Source organism: Tsukamurella sp. NPDC003166, assembly GCF_040611135.1.
GTDB lineage: Bacteria > Actinomycetota > Actinomycetes > Mycobacteriales > Mycobacteriaceae > Tsukamurella.
Map to the genome: position 1 here is coordinate 19818 of NZ_JBEXNL010000013.1, position 16873 is coordinate 36690.

Annotated in this window: 18 protein-coding genes; 13 read left to right on the forward strand and 5 right to left on the reverse strand. The window is 71.0% G+C overall.

Annotation, left to right across the window (positions count from 1 at the left end):
* Positions 1-33 precede the first annotated feature (33 nt).
* Positions 34-666, reverse strand: a complete 633-nt coding sequence (locus ABZX10_RS15190; protein WP_355541189.1) for a 4a-hydroxytetrahydrobiopterin dehydratase — start codon at positions 664-666, stop codon at positions 34-36.
* A 114-nt stretch (positions 667-780) separates the two neighbouring features.
* On the opposite strand from ABZX10_RS15190, the gene tsaB reads away from it, so the two are divergent.
* The 3 genes from tsaB to tsaD are packed head-to-tail and all read left to right on the forward strand — an operon-like array spanning position 781 to position 2841.
* A complete protein-coding gene (gene tsaB / locus ABZX10_RS15195) occupies positions 781-1356 on the forward strand; it encodes a tRNA (adenosine(37)-N6)-threonylcarbamoyltransferase complex dimerization subunit type 1 TsaB (RefSeq protein WP_355541193.1) in 576 nt (191 codons plus the stop codon).
* Positions 1349-1810, forward strand: a complete 462-nt coding sequence (gene rimI, locus ABZX10_RS15200; RefSeq protein ID WP_355541197.1) for a ribosomal protein S18-alanine N-acetyltransferase — start codon at positions 1349-1351, stop codon at positions 1808-1810. Before tsaB ends, rimI begins: the two co-directional genes overlap by 8 nt.
* Positions 1807-2841, forward strand: a complete 1035-nt coding sequence (tsaD, locus tag ABZX10_RS15205) for a tRNA (adenosine(37)-N6)-threonylcarbamoyltransferase complex transferase subunit TsaD (RefSeq protein WP_355541200.1) — start codon at positions 1807-1809, stop codon at positions 2839-2841. Before rimI ends, tsaD begins: the two co-directional genes overlap by 4 nt.
* A 15-nt stretch (positions 2842-2856) precedes the next feature.
* Here tsaD and ABZX10_RS15210 read toward each other — a convergent pair whose 3' ends face one another.
* On the reverse strand, positions 2857-3279 hold the full coding sequence (locus tag ABZX10_RS15210) for a MarR family transcriptional regulator (protein WP_355541203.1): 423 nt from the start codon (positions 3277-3279) through the stop codon (positions 2857-2859).
* Positions 3280-3399: 120 nt separating this feature from the next.
* On the opposite strand from ABZX10_RS15210, the gene ABZX10_RS15215 reads away from it, so the two are divergent.
* Together ABZX10_RS15215 and ABZX10_RS15220 are read left to right on the forward strand one after the other, a co-directional pair.
* A complete protein-coding gene (locus tag ABZX10_RS15215) occupies positions 3400-4848 on the forward strand; it encodes an MFS transporter (RefSeq protein WP_355541206.1) in 1449 nt (482 codons plus the stop codon).
* A gap of 48 nt (positions 4849-4896) precedes the next feature.
* Positions 4897-5694 carry a MerR family transcriptional regulator gene (locus ABZX10_RS15220; RefSeq protein WP_355541209.1) on the forward strand — a complete coding sequence of 266 codons (798 nt, stop codon included), beginning with the start codon at positions 4897-4899 and terminating at the stop codon, positions 5692-5694.
* A gap of 34 nt (positions 5695-5728) precedes the next feature.
* On the opposite strand, the gene ABZX10_RS15225 is transcribed toward ABZX10_RS15220, so the two are convergent.
* The gene (locus tag ABZX10_RS15225; RefSeq protein WP_355541212.1) at positions 5729-6592 is read right to left on the reverse strand and encodes an AraC family transcriptional regulator; all 864 of its coding nucleotides are present in this window, start codon (positions 6590-6592) and stop codon (positions 5729-5731) included.
* A 72-nt stretch (positions 6593-6664) separates the two neighbouring features.
* Here ABZX10_RS15225 and ABZX10_RS15230 point away from each other — a divergent pair, with 72 nt between their 5' ends.
* On the forward strand, positions 6665-7360 hold the full coding sequence (locus ABZX10_RS15230) for an alpha/beta hydrolase (RefSeq protein ID WP_355541215.1): 696 nt from the start codon (positions 6665-6667) through the stop codon (positions 7358-7360).
* Here the strand turns inward: ABZX10_RS15230 and ABZX10_RS15235 are convergent, their stop codons facing one another.
* Positions 7361-7735 (reverse strand): MarR family transcriptional regulator, encoded by a 375-nt coding sequence (locus ABZX10_RS15235; RefSeq protein ID WP_355541507.1) that lies wholly within the window; start codon positions 7733-7735, stop codon positions 7361-7363.
* 148 nt (positions 7736-7883) lie between these two features.
* Here ABZX10_RS15235 and ABZX10_RS15240 point away from each other — a divergent pair, with 148 nt between their 5' ends.
* From ABZX10_RS15240 to groL, 4 genes are all read left to right on the forward strand, one after another.
* The gene (locus tag ABZX10_RS15240) at positions 7884-9452 is read left to right on the forward strand and encodes an MFS transporter (protein ID WP_355541218.1); all 1569 of its coding nucleotides are present in this window, start codon (positions 7884-7886) and stop codon (positions 9450-9452) included.
* A gap of 47 nt (positions 9453-9499) precedes the next feature.
* The gene (locus tag ABZX10_RS15245) at positions 9500-11278 is read left to right on the forward strand and encodes a hypothetical protein (protein WP_355541221.1); all 1779 of its coding nucleotides are present in this window, start codon (positions 9500-9502) and stop codon (positions 11276-11278) included.
* 148 nt (positions 11279-11426) lie between these two features.
* Positions 11427-11726 (forward strand): co-chaperone GroES, encoded by a 300-nt coding sequence (gene groES, locus ABZX10_RS15250; protein ID WP_068573370.1) that lies wholly within the window; start codon positions 11427-11429, stop codon positions 11724-11726.
* Positions 11727-11818: 92 nt separating this feature from the next.
* On the forward strand, positions 11819-13426 hold the full coding sequence (gene groL / locus ABZX10_RS15255; protein WP_355541225.1) for a chaperonin GroEL: 1608 nt from the start codon (positions 11819-11821) through the stop codon (positions 13424-13426).
* An 82-nt stretch (positions 13427-13508) separates the two neighbouring features.
* Here groL and ABZX10_RS15260 read toward each other — a convergent pair whose 3' ends face one another.
* Positions 13509-13811, reverse strand: coding sequence for a WhiB family transcriptional regulator (locus ABZX10_RS15260; RefSeq protein ID WP_355541228.1), 303 nt, complete (start codon positions 13809-13811; stop codon positions 13509-13511).
* Positions 13812-14185: 374 nt separating this feature from the next.
* Between ABZX10_RS15260 and ABZX10_RS15265 the strand changes: the two genes are divergently transcribed.
* The 3 genes from ABZX10_RS15265 to ABZX10_RS15275 are packed head-to-tail and all read left to right on the forward strand — an operon-like array spanning position 14186 to position 16870.
* Positions 14186-15067 carry a hypothetical protein gene (locus ABZX10_RS15265; RefSeq protein ID WP_355541231.1) on the forward strand — a complete coding sequence of 294 codons (882 nt, stop codon included), beginning with the start codon at positions 14186-14188 and terminating at the stop codon, positions 15065-15067.
* 20 nt (positions 15068-15087) lie between these two features.
* Entirely contained in the window at positions 15088-15660 is a 573-nt protein-coding gene (locus ABZX10_RS15270) for a sigma-70 family RNA polymerase sigma factor (RefSeq protein WP_355541234.1), read from the forward strand.
* Position 15661: 1 nt separating this feature from the next.
* The gene (locus tag ABZX10_RS15275; protein WP_355541237.1) at positions 15662-16870 is read left to right on the forward strand and encodes an anti-sigma-D factor RsdA; all 1209 of its coding nucleotides are present in this window, start codon (positions 15662-15664) and stop codon (positions 16868-16870) included.
* Positions 16871-16873 lie beyond the last annotated feature (3 nt).

Below are 16873 nucleotides of genomic sequence, written 5' to 3' on the forward strand. Positions count from 1 at the left end.
TCCGATGGAGTTCTTGGTACCAAGGTACTCCGGTCAGGTGCGGCCGGCCACGGTGCAGATGCAGGCGTGGTTGCCCTGGGCGTCGGCGAGAACCCAGAACGACGGTGCACGGTCCTCGGAAACCAGCCGGCCGCCGGCCGCGAGGGCGGCGTCGATGCGGCCGCGGGCCTCGCGGGGGTCGACCCACACGTCGAGGTGGAAGCGCTGGCGCGGTGCCTCGTGCGGCTCGGTGCGTTGGAACCACAGGATCGCGTCCGCGCCATGGACGCGCACCTCGAGATCGCCGTCGTCGTCCTGGGTCTCGGCGCCCAGGATCGCCGACCAGAACGGTGCGATCTCGGCGGCGTCCGCCGTGTCGAGGCCGAGTTCGACCACCGACAGCTCCCCGGGGCTCGCGCTGATCGAGCGATCGCGGGCGATCTCCGAGAATCGCGCGGCGAGTCGATGATCGCGGTCGGTGACGCCGCCCGCATCGTGGCTGTACAGCAGCACGTCGACGGTGCCGTACCGCAGCGTGAGGTCCGGATGGTGATTCGCGGTCTCCGCCGCGGCGGCGAACGCCGTCACCAGCTCGAGCCCGGCGGTGAAGTCGCGGGTACGGAACCGGGCGTGCAGGCCGCGGACGAGCGGCGCCCAGTCGGGAAGGGGATCGGTGTCTTCGCTCATGCCCTTCATAGTGCGCCAGGCCTCCGACAGGTTCACGGAATTCGTCGGGCTCGGCATCACCGCTGTGTGCCCGCGGATTCGAGGCGCACCGTGCCGAGGCGGTAACCTGCAGGTATGTACGTGCTCGCCCTGGACACCGCCACGCCGGCGCTCACGGTGGGCATCGTCGACTCCGATTCCGGCATCGTCCTCGCCCGCCGCGATCGCGTGCACGCCCGTGGCCACGCCGAGGTCCTCGTGCCCTACCTGCTCGAATGTCTGGCGGAGGCGGGGCTCCGCCGGGAGGACCTGGGCGCGGTCGTCGTGGGCTGCGGTCCCGGCCCGTTCACCGGCCTGCGCGTGGGCATGGCCACCGGCGCCGCGTTCGGCGATGCCCTCGGCGTCCCGGTGCACGGTGTCTGCAGCCTCGACGCGATCGCGCACGGCGAGGAGGGCGACGTGGTCGTCGTGACCGACGCCCGCCGGAAAGAGGTCTACTGGGCCCGGTACGCCGACGGTGCCCGCGTCGATGGTCCCGGGGTCGTTAAGCCCGCCGAGCTGAACACCGACGGGGCCCGCATCGTCGAGGGATCGCCCGACCCGGCGAGCCTCGTCGCCGTCGCGGAGCCCCTGTTCGGCACTGAACCGCGGGCCTTGATACCGCTGTACCTGCGCCGCCCCGACGCCGTCGAAACGGCAGCGCGTGCGTGACATCGCGATCGGGGCCCTACGTCCCGACGAGGCCGAGCGGTGCGCCGAGCTGGAGACGATCCTGTTCGACGGTGACAGCCCGTGGCCGGCTTCGGCGTTCGCGCCCGAGCGGCACACCCGGTTCTTCGCCGCCCGGGACGGGGGGCATCTGGTCGGCTACGCCGGGATCGGGCTGCTGGGCAACAGCTTCTTCCCGGAGTCCGAGGTCCTCACCATCGGCGTCGACCCGGCGTACCAGGGTCGCCGGGTGGGTTACGCGCTGCTGCGCACCCTGCTCGACGAGGCGGACAGGCACGGCGGCGCGGTCTTCCTCGAGGTCCGCACGGACAACGATCCGGCCCGGACCCTGTACGAGCGCAACGGATTCGTCACCGTCGGGGTGCGGAAGAACTACTACCGTCCCTCCGGGGCGGATGCGTACACGATGAAGCGGGAAGCGCAGGAACAGCGATGATCGTCATGGGCATCGAGAGCTCGTGCGACGAGACGGGCGTCGGCATCGTCGACTGGGATCCGGAGTCGAAGACGGCGCGACTGCTCGCCGACGAGGTCGCGTCCTCGCAGGACGAGCACGCCCGATACGGGGGAGTAGTACCCGAGGTCGCCTCGCGCGCCCACCTCGAGGCGATCGTCCCGACGATGCACCGGGCCCTCGCCACCGCGGGGGTCGACCGTCCGGACGCCCTCGCCGTCACGATCGGCCCGGGCCTCGCGGGCGCGCTGCTCGTGGGCGTCGCCGCCGCGAAAGCCTATGCGGCGGCGTGGGACATCCCCTTCTACGGTCTCAACCACCTCGGCGGGCACGTGGCCGTCGACACCCTCGAACACGGCCCGATGCCGCCGTGCGTGGCGCTGCTCGTGTCGGGCGGCCACACCCATCTCCTGCACGTGACCGACCTGGGCGCCCCGATCGCCGAGCTGGGGACCACCGTCGACGATGCGGCAGGGGAGGCGTTCGACAAGGTCGCGCGGCTGTTGGGGCTCGGCTACCCGGGCGGGCCCGTCATCGACGAGCTCGCGCGGCAGGGGGATCCGAACGCCATTCGCTTCCCGCGCGCCATGACCCGGCAGCAGGATGCGCGGTACGACTTCTCGTTCAGCGGCCTCAAGACGGCCGTCGCGCGGCACGTCGAGGCGGAGAAGGCCGCGGGGCGGGCGCTCAACGTGCCGGACATCGCCGCCTCCTTCCAGGAGGCGGTCGCGGACGTGTTGACCTTCAAGGCGATCCGCGCGGTGCAGGACATCGGCGTGGAGACGATGGTGCTCGGCGGCGGCGCCACCGCGAATTCCCGCATCCGGTCGCTGGCCCAGGAGCGGTGCGACGCGGCGGGAATCGCGCTGCGCGTCCCGAAGCCGCGGCTGTGCACCGACAACGGCGTGATGATCGCGACCCTCGGCGCACACGTCATCGACGCGGACCCGACGCCCACCGACCTCGGCTCCGCGACCGATCCGGGTCTGTCGGTGCGCGTCACCAAGCTGTAGCCGGCGGGTGCGAGGTCAGGGCTGCGGGTCGGCCTCGAGTGCGGTGTTGAGCGCCTCCAGGCCGGAGATGAGGGACTCGCGTTCGGCGGGCGGCAACTGACCCAGCGAGGACGCGATAGTGCGCAGCTTGTGTGCACGATCGTGGGCGAACGCAGCCCTGCCGGCGTCCGTCGGGCGAATCGGTTTCGGGCACGTGGTTCCGGTGGCCTCGAGTAGGCCCGCGCCTATGGCCTTGTTGACCTGGCGGTTCACGGTCGACTGCTCGAGCTCGAGCGCGTCCGCGATCTCGCGCAGCGTGCAGGATTCGGTGTTATCCAACAGCAGCAGGATGTGGTAGGCCGACTTGTCGAGCGCCAGGTCCGTCGATCGGGGCCGCGCCCGGAGGTGCTGGCCCAGAGCGATGATCTCGCGCTCGAAGCGCAGCGCTGAATCGTCCATGTGGTCCCTCGTTTCGCGCGGCGCGTCGAATGTCCGTGTTGCGAGTCGTCGCGCCCCGTGCCTACAGTTGCGAGCGACATCGATATGCATGTTACATACTTCCGCTGAAAGGTCGCCGACGTGACCACCTCCATCACCGCCGCAGGGCAGGGCGTCCCCGCCGCGGCCCGCGGTTCCCGCCGGAACCATCCACTCGTCACCGTCGCGATCATGTGCTTCGGTGGCATGGTCGCGGCTCTCATGCAGTCGCTCGTGATCCCGATCCAGCCCGAACTGCCGCAGCTGCTGAACACCTCGTCGGCCAACGCGTCCTGGGTGATCACCTCCACGCTGCTCGCGGCAGCCGTGGCGATGCCCTTCGGCGGACGCCTCGCCGACATGATCGGCAAGCGTCGCGTGCTGATCCTCAGCTCCGTGCTCCTGGTCGCGGGATCGCTCGCCACGGCTCTGTCCTCCGGCCTCCTGCTGATGCTCACCGGCCGCGTCCTGCAGGGCTTGGCGATGGCATTCATCCCGGTCGGTATCTCGATGATGCGGGAGGTCACGCCCCCCGCGATGACGGCGACGGCCGTCGCCGCCATGAGCGCGACCCTCGGCGTCGGCGGGGCCGTCGGCCTCCCGTTGTCGGCGTGGATCGCCCAGACCTTCGACTGGCACATGCTCTTCTGGGTCTCGACCGTTCTCGCGGTCCTCATCCTCGCGGCCGTCGTCTTCGTTCTTCCCGACGGTGCCCCGGGCGCCGGCGGTCGGATCGACGTGATCGGGTCGCTCGGGCTCGCCGTCGGCCTCGTGGCCGCCCTCGTCGCGGTGACCAAGGGCAACGAGTGGGGCTGGGCCTCGGCGGAGACGATCGGCCTGTTCGTCGGCGGCCTGGTGGTCCTGCTGGCGTGGGGCGCCTACGAGCTGCGGCATCCCGCGCCGCTGATCGACCTGCGCACGTCGGCTCGCCCGCGCGTGCTGATCACCAACCTGGCGACGGTCACCGTCGGTTTCGGAATGATGTCGCTGATGCTCTGCGTGCCGCAGATCATGGAGTTCCCCGCGTCGACCGGCTTCGGGCTCGGTAAGACGATGCTCGAGGCCGGCCTGTGGATGCTGCCCGGCGGACTGATGATGATGGTGTTCGCGCCCACGTCGACGGTGCTGATTCGTAGGTTCGGCGCCACGACGGCGCTGGCGATCGGTGCCTTCGTGCTGGCGGGCGGCTACGTTCTGGCGTACGCGCTGATGGGATCCGTGTGGCAATTGGCGATCGCCTACGGGATAGGGACGATCGGCGTGGCCATCGCCTATGCGTCGATGCCGACCATCATCATGTCCTCCGTCCCGGAGAACGAGACCGGCGCGGCGATCGGGCTGAATGCGCTCATGCGGGCCGTGGGTACCACGATCTGCTCGGCACTGGCTGCAGCGATCATCTCCGCCAAGTCGGCGACCGTGGCCGGGCACGTGGTCCCCACGCAGGGCGCCTTCGAGACGATCTTCGTGGTCGCCGCTGTGGCCGCGGTGGTGGCCGGCGTCATCGCGCTGATGATCCCGAAGCCGAAGGTCGCCGAAGCCGCGCATTAGTCGCCGACCCTTGCATCGGACGCGACGTCAGGTCCTACCGTCGGAGGCATGGACGACCACGCGGAATCCCACGGCGGCGGGTGGAAGATCGGCGATCTCGCGGAGCGGACCGGCGTCACGGTCCGCACTCTGCGGTACTACGACCAGACCGGACTGCTGATCCCGGACGGCCAGACGCGTGGCGGACATCGGGTGTACGGCGTCGAGAACATCGAGCGCCTCTACCGGATCCTCGCGCTGCGGCGGTTGGGCTTCCGGCTCGCCGAGATCGGCTCTCTCCTCGACGCCCCGACCTGGGACCTCGGGGCCATGCTGACCAGGCACCTCGCGGATACCGACAGGACCGTCGCGGCCGCCACCCGGCTCGCTGCGGAGCTGCGGGCGATCACGGGGCAACTGGGACGCGGCGAGGTCCACCCGCAGGCACTGCTGGAGATCATCGAGGAGATGACCCGGATGGAACCGATCGCCCGGAACACGACCACGCTGCTGGTCTACGAGGACCTGGCCGCGGCACACACCTACCTCGCCGAGACCTTCGGGCTGACCCCGGGGCCGCTGGTTCGGCTGCCGGACGGCGTTGCGGTGCACGGCGAGCTCTTGGCCGGTGATCACGCGATCTGGCTGCATCCGACGGGGGAGGGGTACAGCTCACCCCGTCACCTCGGCGGCGTGAGCAGCATGACGGTGATCTCGGTGGACGACGCCGATCCGCACCACGCGCGGACGGTCGCGCGCGGCGCCGACATCGTCGAGGAACCCACGACGCAGCCCTACGGCGTGCGCGAGTACGGCGTGCGCGACCCCGAAGGACACCTCTGGTACTTCCACGGACCCGTGACCTGATTCCCCGGTGCCGCAGGCAGTCGGGCGTCCCCGCTCACCCGACGGTGCCGCGCCACCGCAATGGCGGTGCTCCGAACCGTCGGTGGAAGGCGCGGCTGAACCCGGCCTCGGAGGCGTAGCCGACGGCGGTTCCGACCTCGCCTACGGGGGAATCGGTATCGCGCAACAGCTCCGCCGCCCGATCGAGCCGCTGCGCGGTGACGTACGCCGCCGGGGGCATGCCGAGCAACCGCGTGAACCGCGCCGCCAGCGCGGACCGCGACAGTGCGGCGATGCGCGCGAGTTCGTCGATACTCCACGGATGTTCGGGGTGGGCGTGCACCGCGGTCAGCACGGGGCCGAGCCGCGGATCCATCGCCGCGGTGAGCCAGCCGGGCGTGACCTCGGCCTCGGCCGCCCATCGGCGCAGGGCATGGATGAACAGCAGGTCGAGGATCCGCGCCGCCATCACATGGCTCCCCGGGCTCGGCGAATCGGTCTCGCGGAGCAACAGTTCCAGGCTGGTGCGCAGCCACAGTGCGTCCGGTGCGGCTCCAGTGCAGTGGATGACGGGCGGGAGAACGGCGAGCACGGGGTCGGCGATCGCGTGATCCGCCGTGAACTCGCCGGTCACCCATTCGGCGCCGTCCGGCCCGGACAGTACGTGCTCGTCGCCGCGCGCTAGGAGGGCCATGTCGGACGGGGCGAGCGGCACCGTCGTCCCGCCGACCTGCACGGTCACCCCGGGGGAGACGGCGAGGTGCGCGACCCGCCGGTCCGCAACGCGCAGCGCGACCGGTCCGGTCGCCCTCCCTCGGCGCACCCGGCCGCCGCGCAGGCGCGCCGCGCGAAGGAGCGCGCTCAGCGCGTCCGGCCCTTCATCGAGACGATCGGCAAAGAAAGAGGGTGAATCAGGCATGGGAATTGACTCCGCATCCTTCTAGCGTGGACAGGGTAAGGGTAGGTCACAGCACACGAAAGGTCACGAGCGATGACGGAGAAGCCCACGATCGTCCTGGTTCACGGATTCTGGGGCGGTGCGGCCCACTGGGGCGAGCTCGTCGTCGAATTGCGGCGGCGCGGTTACCCCGAGCTGCGAGCGGTGGAGAACCCGCTCACCTCGCTCGCCGACGACGCGGAACGCACCCGGAAGATGGTGGCCCAGGTGCAGGGACCGGTCCTGCTCGTCGGACATTCCTACGGCGGCGCGGTGATCACCGAGGCCGGGAACCAGCCCAACGTCGTGGGCCTGGTCTACGTCGCGGCCTTCGCGCCCGACGCGGGCGAGAGTCCCGGCGCGATCACCGAGCAGCACCCGCCCGCGGCGTTCGACGCGATCGCACCCGACTCCGACGGCTACCTGTGGATCGCGCAGGACCGCTTCCGCGAGAGCTTCGCTCAGGACCTCGACGAGGACGCGGCGCTCGTCATGGCCGTCACGCAGAAGGCGCCGCTGGGCTCGACCTTCGGCGACACGGTGACGGATCCGGCGTGGCGGCACAAGCCCAGCTGGTACCAGGTGTCCACGCAGGACCGGATGATCCACCCGGACAACGAGCGCCGGATGGCGGAGCGCATCGGCGCTCGCGAGGTCATCGAGCTCGACGCGAGCCACGCCTCGCTGGCCTCGCATCCTCGGGAGATCGCGGACCTCATCGACCGGGCGGTCGACGCTCTGGCCGGCTGATCAGGCCTCGTCGCCGCACAGGTACTCGCGCATCTCGCACTCGGCCGACTCGGCGCGCAGAACGGCGCGCTGGGTCGGCCGAGCCGCGTCGTAGCGCTCGCGGCCCCTGTCGGTGATCGTGGTGAACACGGACCGCCGGTCGCTCTCGCACATGCTGCGCACGGCCAGCCCGTCCTTCTCCAGGCGTGCCACCAGCCGTGACAATGCCGACTGCGACAGGTGCACGTGCTCGGCCAGATCCGACATGCGGACCTCGCCGCTGTCGGCGGCGCGGGCACGGACCAACTGCTCCAGGACCTCGAACTCCGACGAGGTCAGCTCGTGTGCGGCCAGCGCTCGGTCCAGCGCGCAGGTCATGCGCGAGTAGTCCCGCATGAGCCGGTGCCACTGCTCCGCCAGCGCATCGTCCGCGGGGGTGCAGGTGTTCGCGTGGAGTGTCGCGACGTCGCCTTTGACGCTCATGTCCGCAGTCTACACCGGACGCCCGCAAAATATTCCTCGGAAATATATGTAGACACATTCAATGCATGCGCATAGAGTTCTGGTGGTGACCACGACACACGAACCCCCGACAGCACCGTCGAACCCGAACCCCGGGAGGGAAGAACTCCACGTCACCACCGCCTCCGGCTGGGCCTCCCGCACCTGGCTGCTCCTGCTCGTCCTCTGCGGCGCCCTGTTCCTCGACGCCCTCGACATCTCGATGGTGGGCGTGGCACTGCCCTCCATCAAGGCCGCACTCGGCATGGACCCGTCGTCCCTGCAATGGATCGTCTCCGGCTACGTCCTCGGCTACGGCGGCCTGCTGCTCCTCGGCGGCCGCGCCGCCGACCTGATCGGCCGGCGCCCCGTCTTCCTCGGCGCTGTCCTCGTCTTCGGCGTCGCGTCCGTCGCCACCGCCTTCGTCGACCTGCCCGCCGCGCTCATCGCGCTGCGCTTCATCAAGGGCGTCGCCGCGGCCTTCACCGTTCCGGCCGGCCTGTCGATCATCACCACGACCTTCGCCGAGGGGCCCGCGCGCAACAAGGCCTTCTCGATCTACACCGTCTGCGGCGCTTCGGGTTTCTCGCTGGGCCTCGTCTTCGGCGGCCTGCTCACCGAGGTCTCCTACCGCCTGACCCTGCTGTTCCCCGGCCCGATCGCCCTTGCCCTGCTCGTCCTGGGTTGGAAGGTCATCCCGCACACGGCACCGTCGGAGACCTTCTCGCTCAAGCGGTTCGACGTGGCCGGAGCCCTCACCTCGACTGGCGCGCTCCTCATCCTCGTGTACACGGTGGTGCAGGCGCCGCACCTGGGCTGGGCCTCGCCGACGGTGCTCATCCTGTTCGCGGTGTCCGCGCTGCTCGCCGTGGCCTTCGTCGTGACCGAGGTCAAGCACCCGCACCCGCTGGTTCGGCTCGCCATTCTGAGGTCCGTTCGCCTCGTGCACGCCAACCTCGCCGGATTCGTCATGTTCGGCGGCTACGCGGCCTTCCAGTTCCTGGTCACACTGTACGTCCAGGACTCGCTGGGCTGGAGCCCCGTCGCCATGTCGTTGGCCTTCCTGCCCGCGGGCCTGCTCGTGGTCGCGTCGGCGACCAAGATCGACGCCGTGCTCGACCGCGTGAACAGCACCGTCCTCGTCGCGGTCGGTCTGACCGCCTTCCTCGGCGCCTATGTCTGGTTCCTCAGGGCCGAGGCCGGGGCCAGCTACTGGCTGTTCCTGTTCCCGACGATCCTGCTGCTCGGCGTCGGCTTCGCCCTGACCTTCCCGGCGGTCAACTCGCAGGCCACCGAGGGCGTCGACGACGACGAGCAGGGCCTCGCCTCCGGTCTGCTCAACACCTTCATCCAGGTGGGCGGCGCCGTGATGATGGCCGTCGTCACCGCGATCACCACCAGCGCCGGCTCCGACGCGCTCCCCGGCCACCTGTTGCCGGGCATGACCACCGCGATCGCCGTGGTCGTCGGGCTCACCCTGGTCGGCCTCGCGGGCACGGTGTCGGTCCTCGCCCTGGCCCGCCCGGGCAGGTCCGACGGTGCGCCGGTCCCCGGCCCGGAGGCCCCGGCCGACGTTCGAGGCCCCGAGGTGGGAAGTACCGCCCGGGACTGAGTAGTCCTACGCTGCCGCGCCGCGTCCCGGCGCGGCAGCGTAGGGGTATGCCTCAGATCCTCGCGCAGACCGATCCCCGGATCGATCGGCTCGCCATCGAACTCGACATCACCGTCAAGCGGCTGCAGTGGATGCAGGGCCAGCTGGGCGCGCTGCAGCGGTCGGCCGCCGGGCCCGTGCTCATCTCGCAGGCGCGCCGACCGGCCGCGCCCGGATCGGTTCCGTCGCGTCCGATGCCGCCGATGCCCGCGCCGCATCCCCGGCCTGCGCCGCCGGCGCCGACGCCCTTCTCCTCCGCGCTCCTCGGTCCGCTACCGGCGCCCGCCCGACCGGTGCGGACGTCGGTCTTCACGGTGGCCCGAGTGCTCGCCGGGGCGGGCGTGCTGGTCACCCTGATCGGCGTCGCCCTGCTCCTCGCGCTCGCCGCACAAGCGGGGCTCCTCGGACCCGCCGTTCGCGTCGGCCTCGGGACCGCCCTCGCGGCAGGGCTGATCGGCTCGGCACTCCGGGTGCACGCCCGTCCCGGCGGCCGCGTCGGAGCCACCGCGCTCGCGGCCACCGGCATCGCCGCGGCCCATCTCGACGTCGTCGCCGTCACCGGGATCTACCACTGGGTCCACCCCGCCGCCGGCCTCGCGGGCTCCGGCCTGATCGCGCTCGCCGGGCTCGCGCTGGCCTCCCGCTGGCGCAGTCAGTGGCTCGGGATCGCGCTGTTCGCCCCGATCTACCTGCTCGCGCCGGCCCTCGCCCACAACGCCTACCTGCTCGCCGGATTCGTCCTCATTCTCGCCATCGCTTCGATCGGCGTCGCCCGACCCGCGGCATGGCCGTGGCTGCACGTCGTGCGCGCGGTCGGGACGTCCGGCACGTTCGCGGTCCTCGCACTGGCGGCCGGTGCGGCCGACTCCCTGCCCGTCCTCGGCGGCGCAGTACTCGCCGCGGTCGTCGGGCTGCTCGCCGCCGCCGATCCCGCTGCGCGGGCCGGGCGGTGCTGGCCACTCGTCTCCGCGGGCATCGTCGCGGTGCTGCCGGTGCTCGTCGCCGGGATCGGCGCGCCCGACTGGGCGGCAGCCGGTGCGGCCCTCGCGCTCGTCGCGGCGACGACGGCCCTCGGCCTCCTGCCCGGCACGGCGCCATCGGTGCGCGGGGCGTGGTTCGCAGTCGCGGCGTTCTCCGCCCTCATCGGCTCGGTCGTCGCGGTGCCGGACCCGTGGCTCGCCACCGTCGTCCTGGCTCTCGGCACCGGCGCGCTCGTGGTGGCCCGCCGCGAACCGTCGGCCTGCTGGGCGGGAGCGTCGCTGGGCGGCGTGGGACTGCTCGTGGCGCTCGGCCGGTTCGGGTCGACGGTGTTCCGCCTCGATCCCGTCGCGCAGGCCTCGGGGAGCCCGGCGGCGATCGCGACGGCGGCCCTCGCGGTGGTCTTCGCCGCCGCGGCCCTGTGGCGTCTGCTGCCGGTGGTGCCCACGCAGGTCCGGGCCCTGATCGGCGTGCTCGGCGGCGGCGCGGCCCTCGGAGCCGCGACCGCCCTGCTGGCGAACCTCGGCTCCGCGCTCGGCGGCGACCAGGGGATGCTGTGGGGCCACGGCGTCGCGACCGTCGTCTGGATGGCGACGGGCGCCCACCTGCTGCTGCAGCGCCGCTCGCCGCGCGGAACGGTGTCGACCGTGGCGGGACTGGCGATGATCGGCGGGGCTGTCGCCAAACTGTTCCTCTTCGACCTCGCAGCCCTCGACGGTGCCGTCCGCGTCGTCGCGTTCCTCGTGGTCGGAGTGGGCCTGCTCGCGGTCGGCGCGGTCCACGCCGCGCGCAGTCAGTCCCGCCCTTGAAGTGCTAGCACTCCCGTGGGTAGAGTGCTAAGTGGTTCGTGTGTGCGGGACACCCCGTACACACAAGGTGACGCCGGCACCCGCGACGACGGCTGTGACTTTCGGGCCAGACAACATGACACCGAACATCCATACATGGAGGCGAACTGTGGCAAGCGTGAACATCAAGCCGCTTGACGACAAGATCCTGGTCAAGGCCACCGAGGCCGAGACCACCACCGCGTCGGGCCTGGTCATTCCGGACACCGCCAAGGAGAAGCCGCAGACCGGCACCGTCGTCGCCGTGGGCGAGGGCCGCGTGACCGAGCAGGGCAACCGGGTCCCGACCGGCATCAACGAGGGTGACACCGTGCTGTTCAGCAAGTACGGCGGCACCGAGTTCAACTACAACGGCGAGGAGTACCTCGTGCTCAGCTCGCGCGACGTCCTCGCCGTCATCGGCAAGTAGTCGGCCGCACACGTGCGAAGTCCGGACCGCCCCGCCCGAAGCTGAGGCGGGGCGGTTCGTCTTTCTCACCAGAGCCTTAGGAGCTTTGAAACATGGCTAAGCAGATCGCATTCGACGAGAGCGCACGCCGCAGCCTGGAAGCCGGCATCGATGAGCTGGCCGACGCAGTGAAGGTGACCCTCGGACCGCGTGGCCGGCACGTCGTGCTGGCCAAGGCCTTCGGCGGCCCTGTCGTCACCAACGACGGTGTGACCATCGCCAAGGAGATCGAGCTGGAGGACCCGGTCGAGAACCTGGGCGCCCAGCTGGTCAAGTCCGTCGCGACCAAGACCAACGACATCGCCGGCGACGGCACCACGACCGCCACCGTGCTCGCCCAGGCGATCGTCAAGGAGGGCCTGCGCAACGTCGCGGCCGGCGCCAACCCGATCGAGTTCGGCAAGGGCATCGGCGCGGCCGCGGACAAGGCCGCCGACATCCTCGTCTCGCAGGCCACCCCGGTGGACGGCGAGAAGGCGATCGCGCAGGTCGCGACCGTCAGCTCGCGCGATGAGGAGCTGGGCGCGATGATCGGCTCGGCGATGGGCAAGGTCGGCGCCGACGGCGTCGTCACCGTCGAGGAGAGCTCGGGCGTGGAGACCGACGTGGTCGTCACCGAGGGCGTGCAGTTCGACAAGGGCTACATCTCCCCGAACTTCGTCACGGACCTCGAGGAGCGCAAGGTCGTCTTCGACGACGCCCTCGTGCTGCTCTACCGCGACAAGATCGCGTCGCTGCCCGACTTCCTGCCACTGCTCGAGAAGATCCTCGAGACCGGCAAGCCGGTGCTCATCGTCGCCGAGGACGTCGAGGGCGAGCCGCTCTCGACGCTGGTCCTCAACACCCTCCGCAAGACCATCCGCGCCGTCGCCGTGAAGGCGCCGTTCTTCGGTGATCGCCGCAAGGCGTTCCTCGAGGACCTCGCCATCGTCACGGGCGGCACGGTCATCAACACCGACCTGGGCCTCTCTCTGGCCACGGCCGGCGTCGACCTTCTGGGCAGCGCCCGGCGCGTCGAGGTGACCAAGGACTCGACCACCATCGTCGACGGTGCCGGGGCCAAGGAGGACGTGCAGCAGCGGACCGCGCAGATCAAGGCGGAGATCGAGAACAGCGACTCCGACTGGGACCGCGAGAAGCTCTCCGAGCGCCTCGCGAAGCTGGCCGGTGGCGTCGCGGTGATCCGCGTCGGCGCGCACACCGAGACCGAGCTCAAGGAGCGCAAGCACCGCGTCGAGGACGCCGTGTCCGCCGCTCGTGCCGCGGTCGAGGAGGGCATCGTGTCCGGCGGTGGCACCGCGCTGGTCAAGGTCAGCGCGCAGCTGGCCGACCTCGAGGACGGCAGCGAGGGCGACTTCCAGCTGGGCGTGCGCGCGTTCCGCCGCGCGCTGACGTCCCCGCTGTTCTGGATCGCCACCAACGCGGGCGCGGACGGTGCCGTCATCGTCAACCGGGTGACCGAGACGGGGGAGGGCTTCAACGCCGCGACCCTGCAGTTCGGCGACCTCATCGCCGACGGCGTCATCGACCCGGTGAAGGTCACCCGCAGCGCCGTGGTGAACGCCGCGTCGGTCGCCCGGATGATCCTCACCACCGAGGCCACCGTCGTCGACAAGCCGGCGGAGGAGCCCGAGGACGCGCACGCGGGACACTCCCACTAGGAGATCCTCCCGAGCGCGGCTCACACGACGAGCGCCCCCGGCCTTCGGGCCGGGGGCGCTTCGTCGTCGGGGCCGGGTACGGCTAACCGGCGATGCGGGTGGTCTTGACCCGGCTCTTGGATGCCAGCGCGGCACGCTCGGACTCGGACAGGCCGCCCCAGATGCCGTAGGGCTCCGCGACGGCGATCGCGTGCGCGCGGCACTGCGTCAGCACGGGACACGTGCGGCACAGCTCCTTGGCCCGCCGTTCGCGCTGAGCGCGTGCCCGGCCCCGCTCGCCGTCGGGATGGAAGAACACCGAGCTGTCGACGCCGCGACACACGCCGTGCATCTGCCAGTCCCAGAAATCCGCGTTGGGACCGGGGAGCTCGTTGGGTTGAGGCATGCGCATTCTCCAAACACTCGGCGATCTCGCTGGCGTGGAAACGTCGTTGTTCCTCTCGCTCGTTCACCGTAGGCAGTTCGCCAGACGAAGGTCAACCCGCTGCGGGCGATTGCGGGGCTCCTTCGGTCGCCGTGAGAATTAACGTTGCGTTCATTTATTCGCGGAGATATGGGCCGGTGGTGCGTCCGTGACCTCCGGGGCTCGACGGCGATCGTCGCAGGTGAACGTCCATGACGCGGTCGAACGCGTCGTGACCTTCGGTCGCAGCGGCATGGAACACGCCCGGCGATCGCTTTACATACCGGTAACATTGACGCCCGTGCGGGGCCGTTCGACACCATTGTCGTTGCTGCAAATTGTGGAAGGTTAAATCTTTGGAAACTGGACATGCGGATCCGGCGTCCGACGGTACGGAGGAGCTTCTCGCCGCCGCCTTCGGTGCGGCTGCGGGTGTCACGGGGCCCGCTGACTGCGCCGGTGGGCGGCTGTGGTTGCGCGCCGTCGCGCTCGCCGGGGCGGGACGGTTCGCGGCCGCCCGGGCGCTCGCCGCGGGCGTGACCGGGGGACCGTTCGCCGCCGCGGCGCGCTGCCTGGAGGGCTCGATGCTCCGTCAGTCCGGCGCCCACCGCGCCGCCGCGCTGCCCGACGGTGCCGCGCTGAGCCTTGCGGATTCAATCGGAGAGCAACCGGGGTACGGTTTGTCGGTGGCGCTGACGGTCGATGCGACGGTGGGTCTCGCCGCGGACGCTCTGGGTACCGGTCGGCACGCACTGAGCGCCCGCCTGCTCGCGCGCGCGGACGAGCATCTCCGAGCGGGTGGGGCCACGGATGCGCACCGGTCCGATGCGGTCCCGGCGTACGACATCCCGTGGTGGACGGTGCCGCGCGCCCGACTGCGCCGCGATTGGGTGGCTGCGGAGCTCGCCGTCTACACCGGGGACGCCGCCGCCGCGGCTGCGGCGATAGCTCCCCTGCTGTCGGCCGATCCGGGGCCGACCGCGCCACGGCACCACGCGAAGACGCTGCTCATCGCGGGTTCTGCGGCGATGGCGTCGGGCTCCCCGGACCGGGCGCGGGAACTCACGATGACGGCGTACGGCGTCGCCACCTCGCAAGGGCTCGATCCTCTAAGGTGGGCCGGAGCGAAGATGTTGGTCGCGTTGTCGGAGGAGGGGCATGGGGAGGCGTTCGCGCGCGACGCCGCGGCCGTGGAGGCGGTCTGGATTCGTCATGGCGCGGGATTGGCACGGTTGTAACGGCAGGATGCAGGCTGGCGATGAATCTGACAGGTGAGGAGCTCGACCGGGCCGTGCGCGAGGCAGCGCGCGGCGACAGGTCCGCGCTCGCAGATGTTCTCGACACCATCCGACCCCTCGTCGTGCGGTACTGCCGCGCGCGGGTCGGTGGTGGCGAGCGTCACTCGCTGTCCGCTGAAGACATCGCGCAGGAGGTGTGCATGGCTGTGATGACGGCTCTGCCCCGGTACGAGGACCAGGGACGCCCGTTCATGGCGTTCGTGTACGGCATCGCCGCGCACAAGGTCGCGGACGGCTTCCGTGGCGCAGCACGTAACAAATCCGACCCTGTCAGCGAGATCCCAGAGAGAGCGTCGCTGGACGGCGGACCCGAGGGTCGAGCGCTCGCCACCGAGGCGAGCCGCGACATGGCCCGCCTGCTCAGCACGCTCCCCGAGAAACAGCGCGAGATCCTGATCCTCCGCGTGGTCGTCGGCCTGTCGGCCGAGGAGACCGCGGAGGCGGTGGGTGGCACAGCGGGTGCCGTCCGCGTCGCCCAGCATCGCGCGCTGTCCAAGCTGAAGAACCAGATCGCGAAAGAAGGTGAGAACTGACATGGCCGACGATACGAACAAGCCCGGGAACAACCAGGGGCGTTTCGATCCCCAGGATCCTGAGCGCACGGCCACTCACCGTCTGGGGCCGCCGATGCGCCCGATGCGCCCCGGTGTTCCGCGCGACTTCCGCGACGGCGACACCGGCTTCGTCGACCGCGTCACCGACGACGGTGCGCCCGTCGACGTGGCCGCGGTCCGGCGGGACGACGACCTGATCGAGGCGCTCGCCGCCGGCGGCGCCGTCACCACCGCGGATCAGACGGAGTTCACCCTCGCATCGCTGCTCGCCGATTGGCGGGACGAGATCGTCACCACGCCGGTGCCCTCGGGTCCGTCGATCGACGAGATCGTCGCCGCCACCGGTGGTGGCCGACGGGGCCGGGGCCTGCGGCCCGCCCGTCCCGTGGCACCGCCCCCGGCGCCGCTCGTGGGCGGGACGCCGGACGCACCGTCGGCCGACGGTGACGTGACCGACATCGCGAACGCGCCCTCGCGGCGGGGTCGCCGGTTCGGCCTGATCGCCGGTTCGGCCGCGGCCGCCGTGGCGATCATCGGCGGCGGTGGCGTACTCGTGAACTCCGCCGACCCGGGTGACGGGGCTCTGTGGAGCGTCAAGGAGGTCGTGTTCTCGGACGCCGCCTCGCAGACGGTCGCCACGTCGGAGGCGAAGGCGCAGATCGCGAAGGCCGACGAGGAGATCAGCGGCAGCAATCAGGCGGCGGCGCAGACGGCGCTCGTGAGTGCCCGGCAGCAGGCCGCGAAGGTGAAGAACGCGAAGGACCGCGCCGCGCTCGAGGAGCGGATCCGGGCCGCGGAGGCGCGTGCCGGGCTGCCGGTCGGGTCGACCGACCTGCCCACGTCCGCACCGTCGACGCCCTCGGCGCCGCCGACGTCACCGACCTCGCCCTCGACGGTGCCGACCAGGCCGCCGACGACGGTGCCGTACCCGACGATCCTCGATACGCCGGTGCCGACCACGCGTCCGACCACTCCGCGGCCGACACCGACGACGACGCGCCCGACGACGACCGAGCCGACGACCATCGAACCGACGACCACGGCACCGACGACGACGGCCACGACGGTGAGCACCACGACACCGCCGGCGACGACCACCACCACGCCACCGCCGAGGACCACCAGCACGTCGACGGCCGCGGCGACCGAGACGACCACGGTGCTCCCGCCGGAGCTGTTCCCGCGGTAGCCG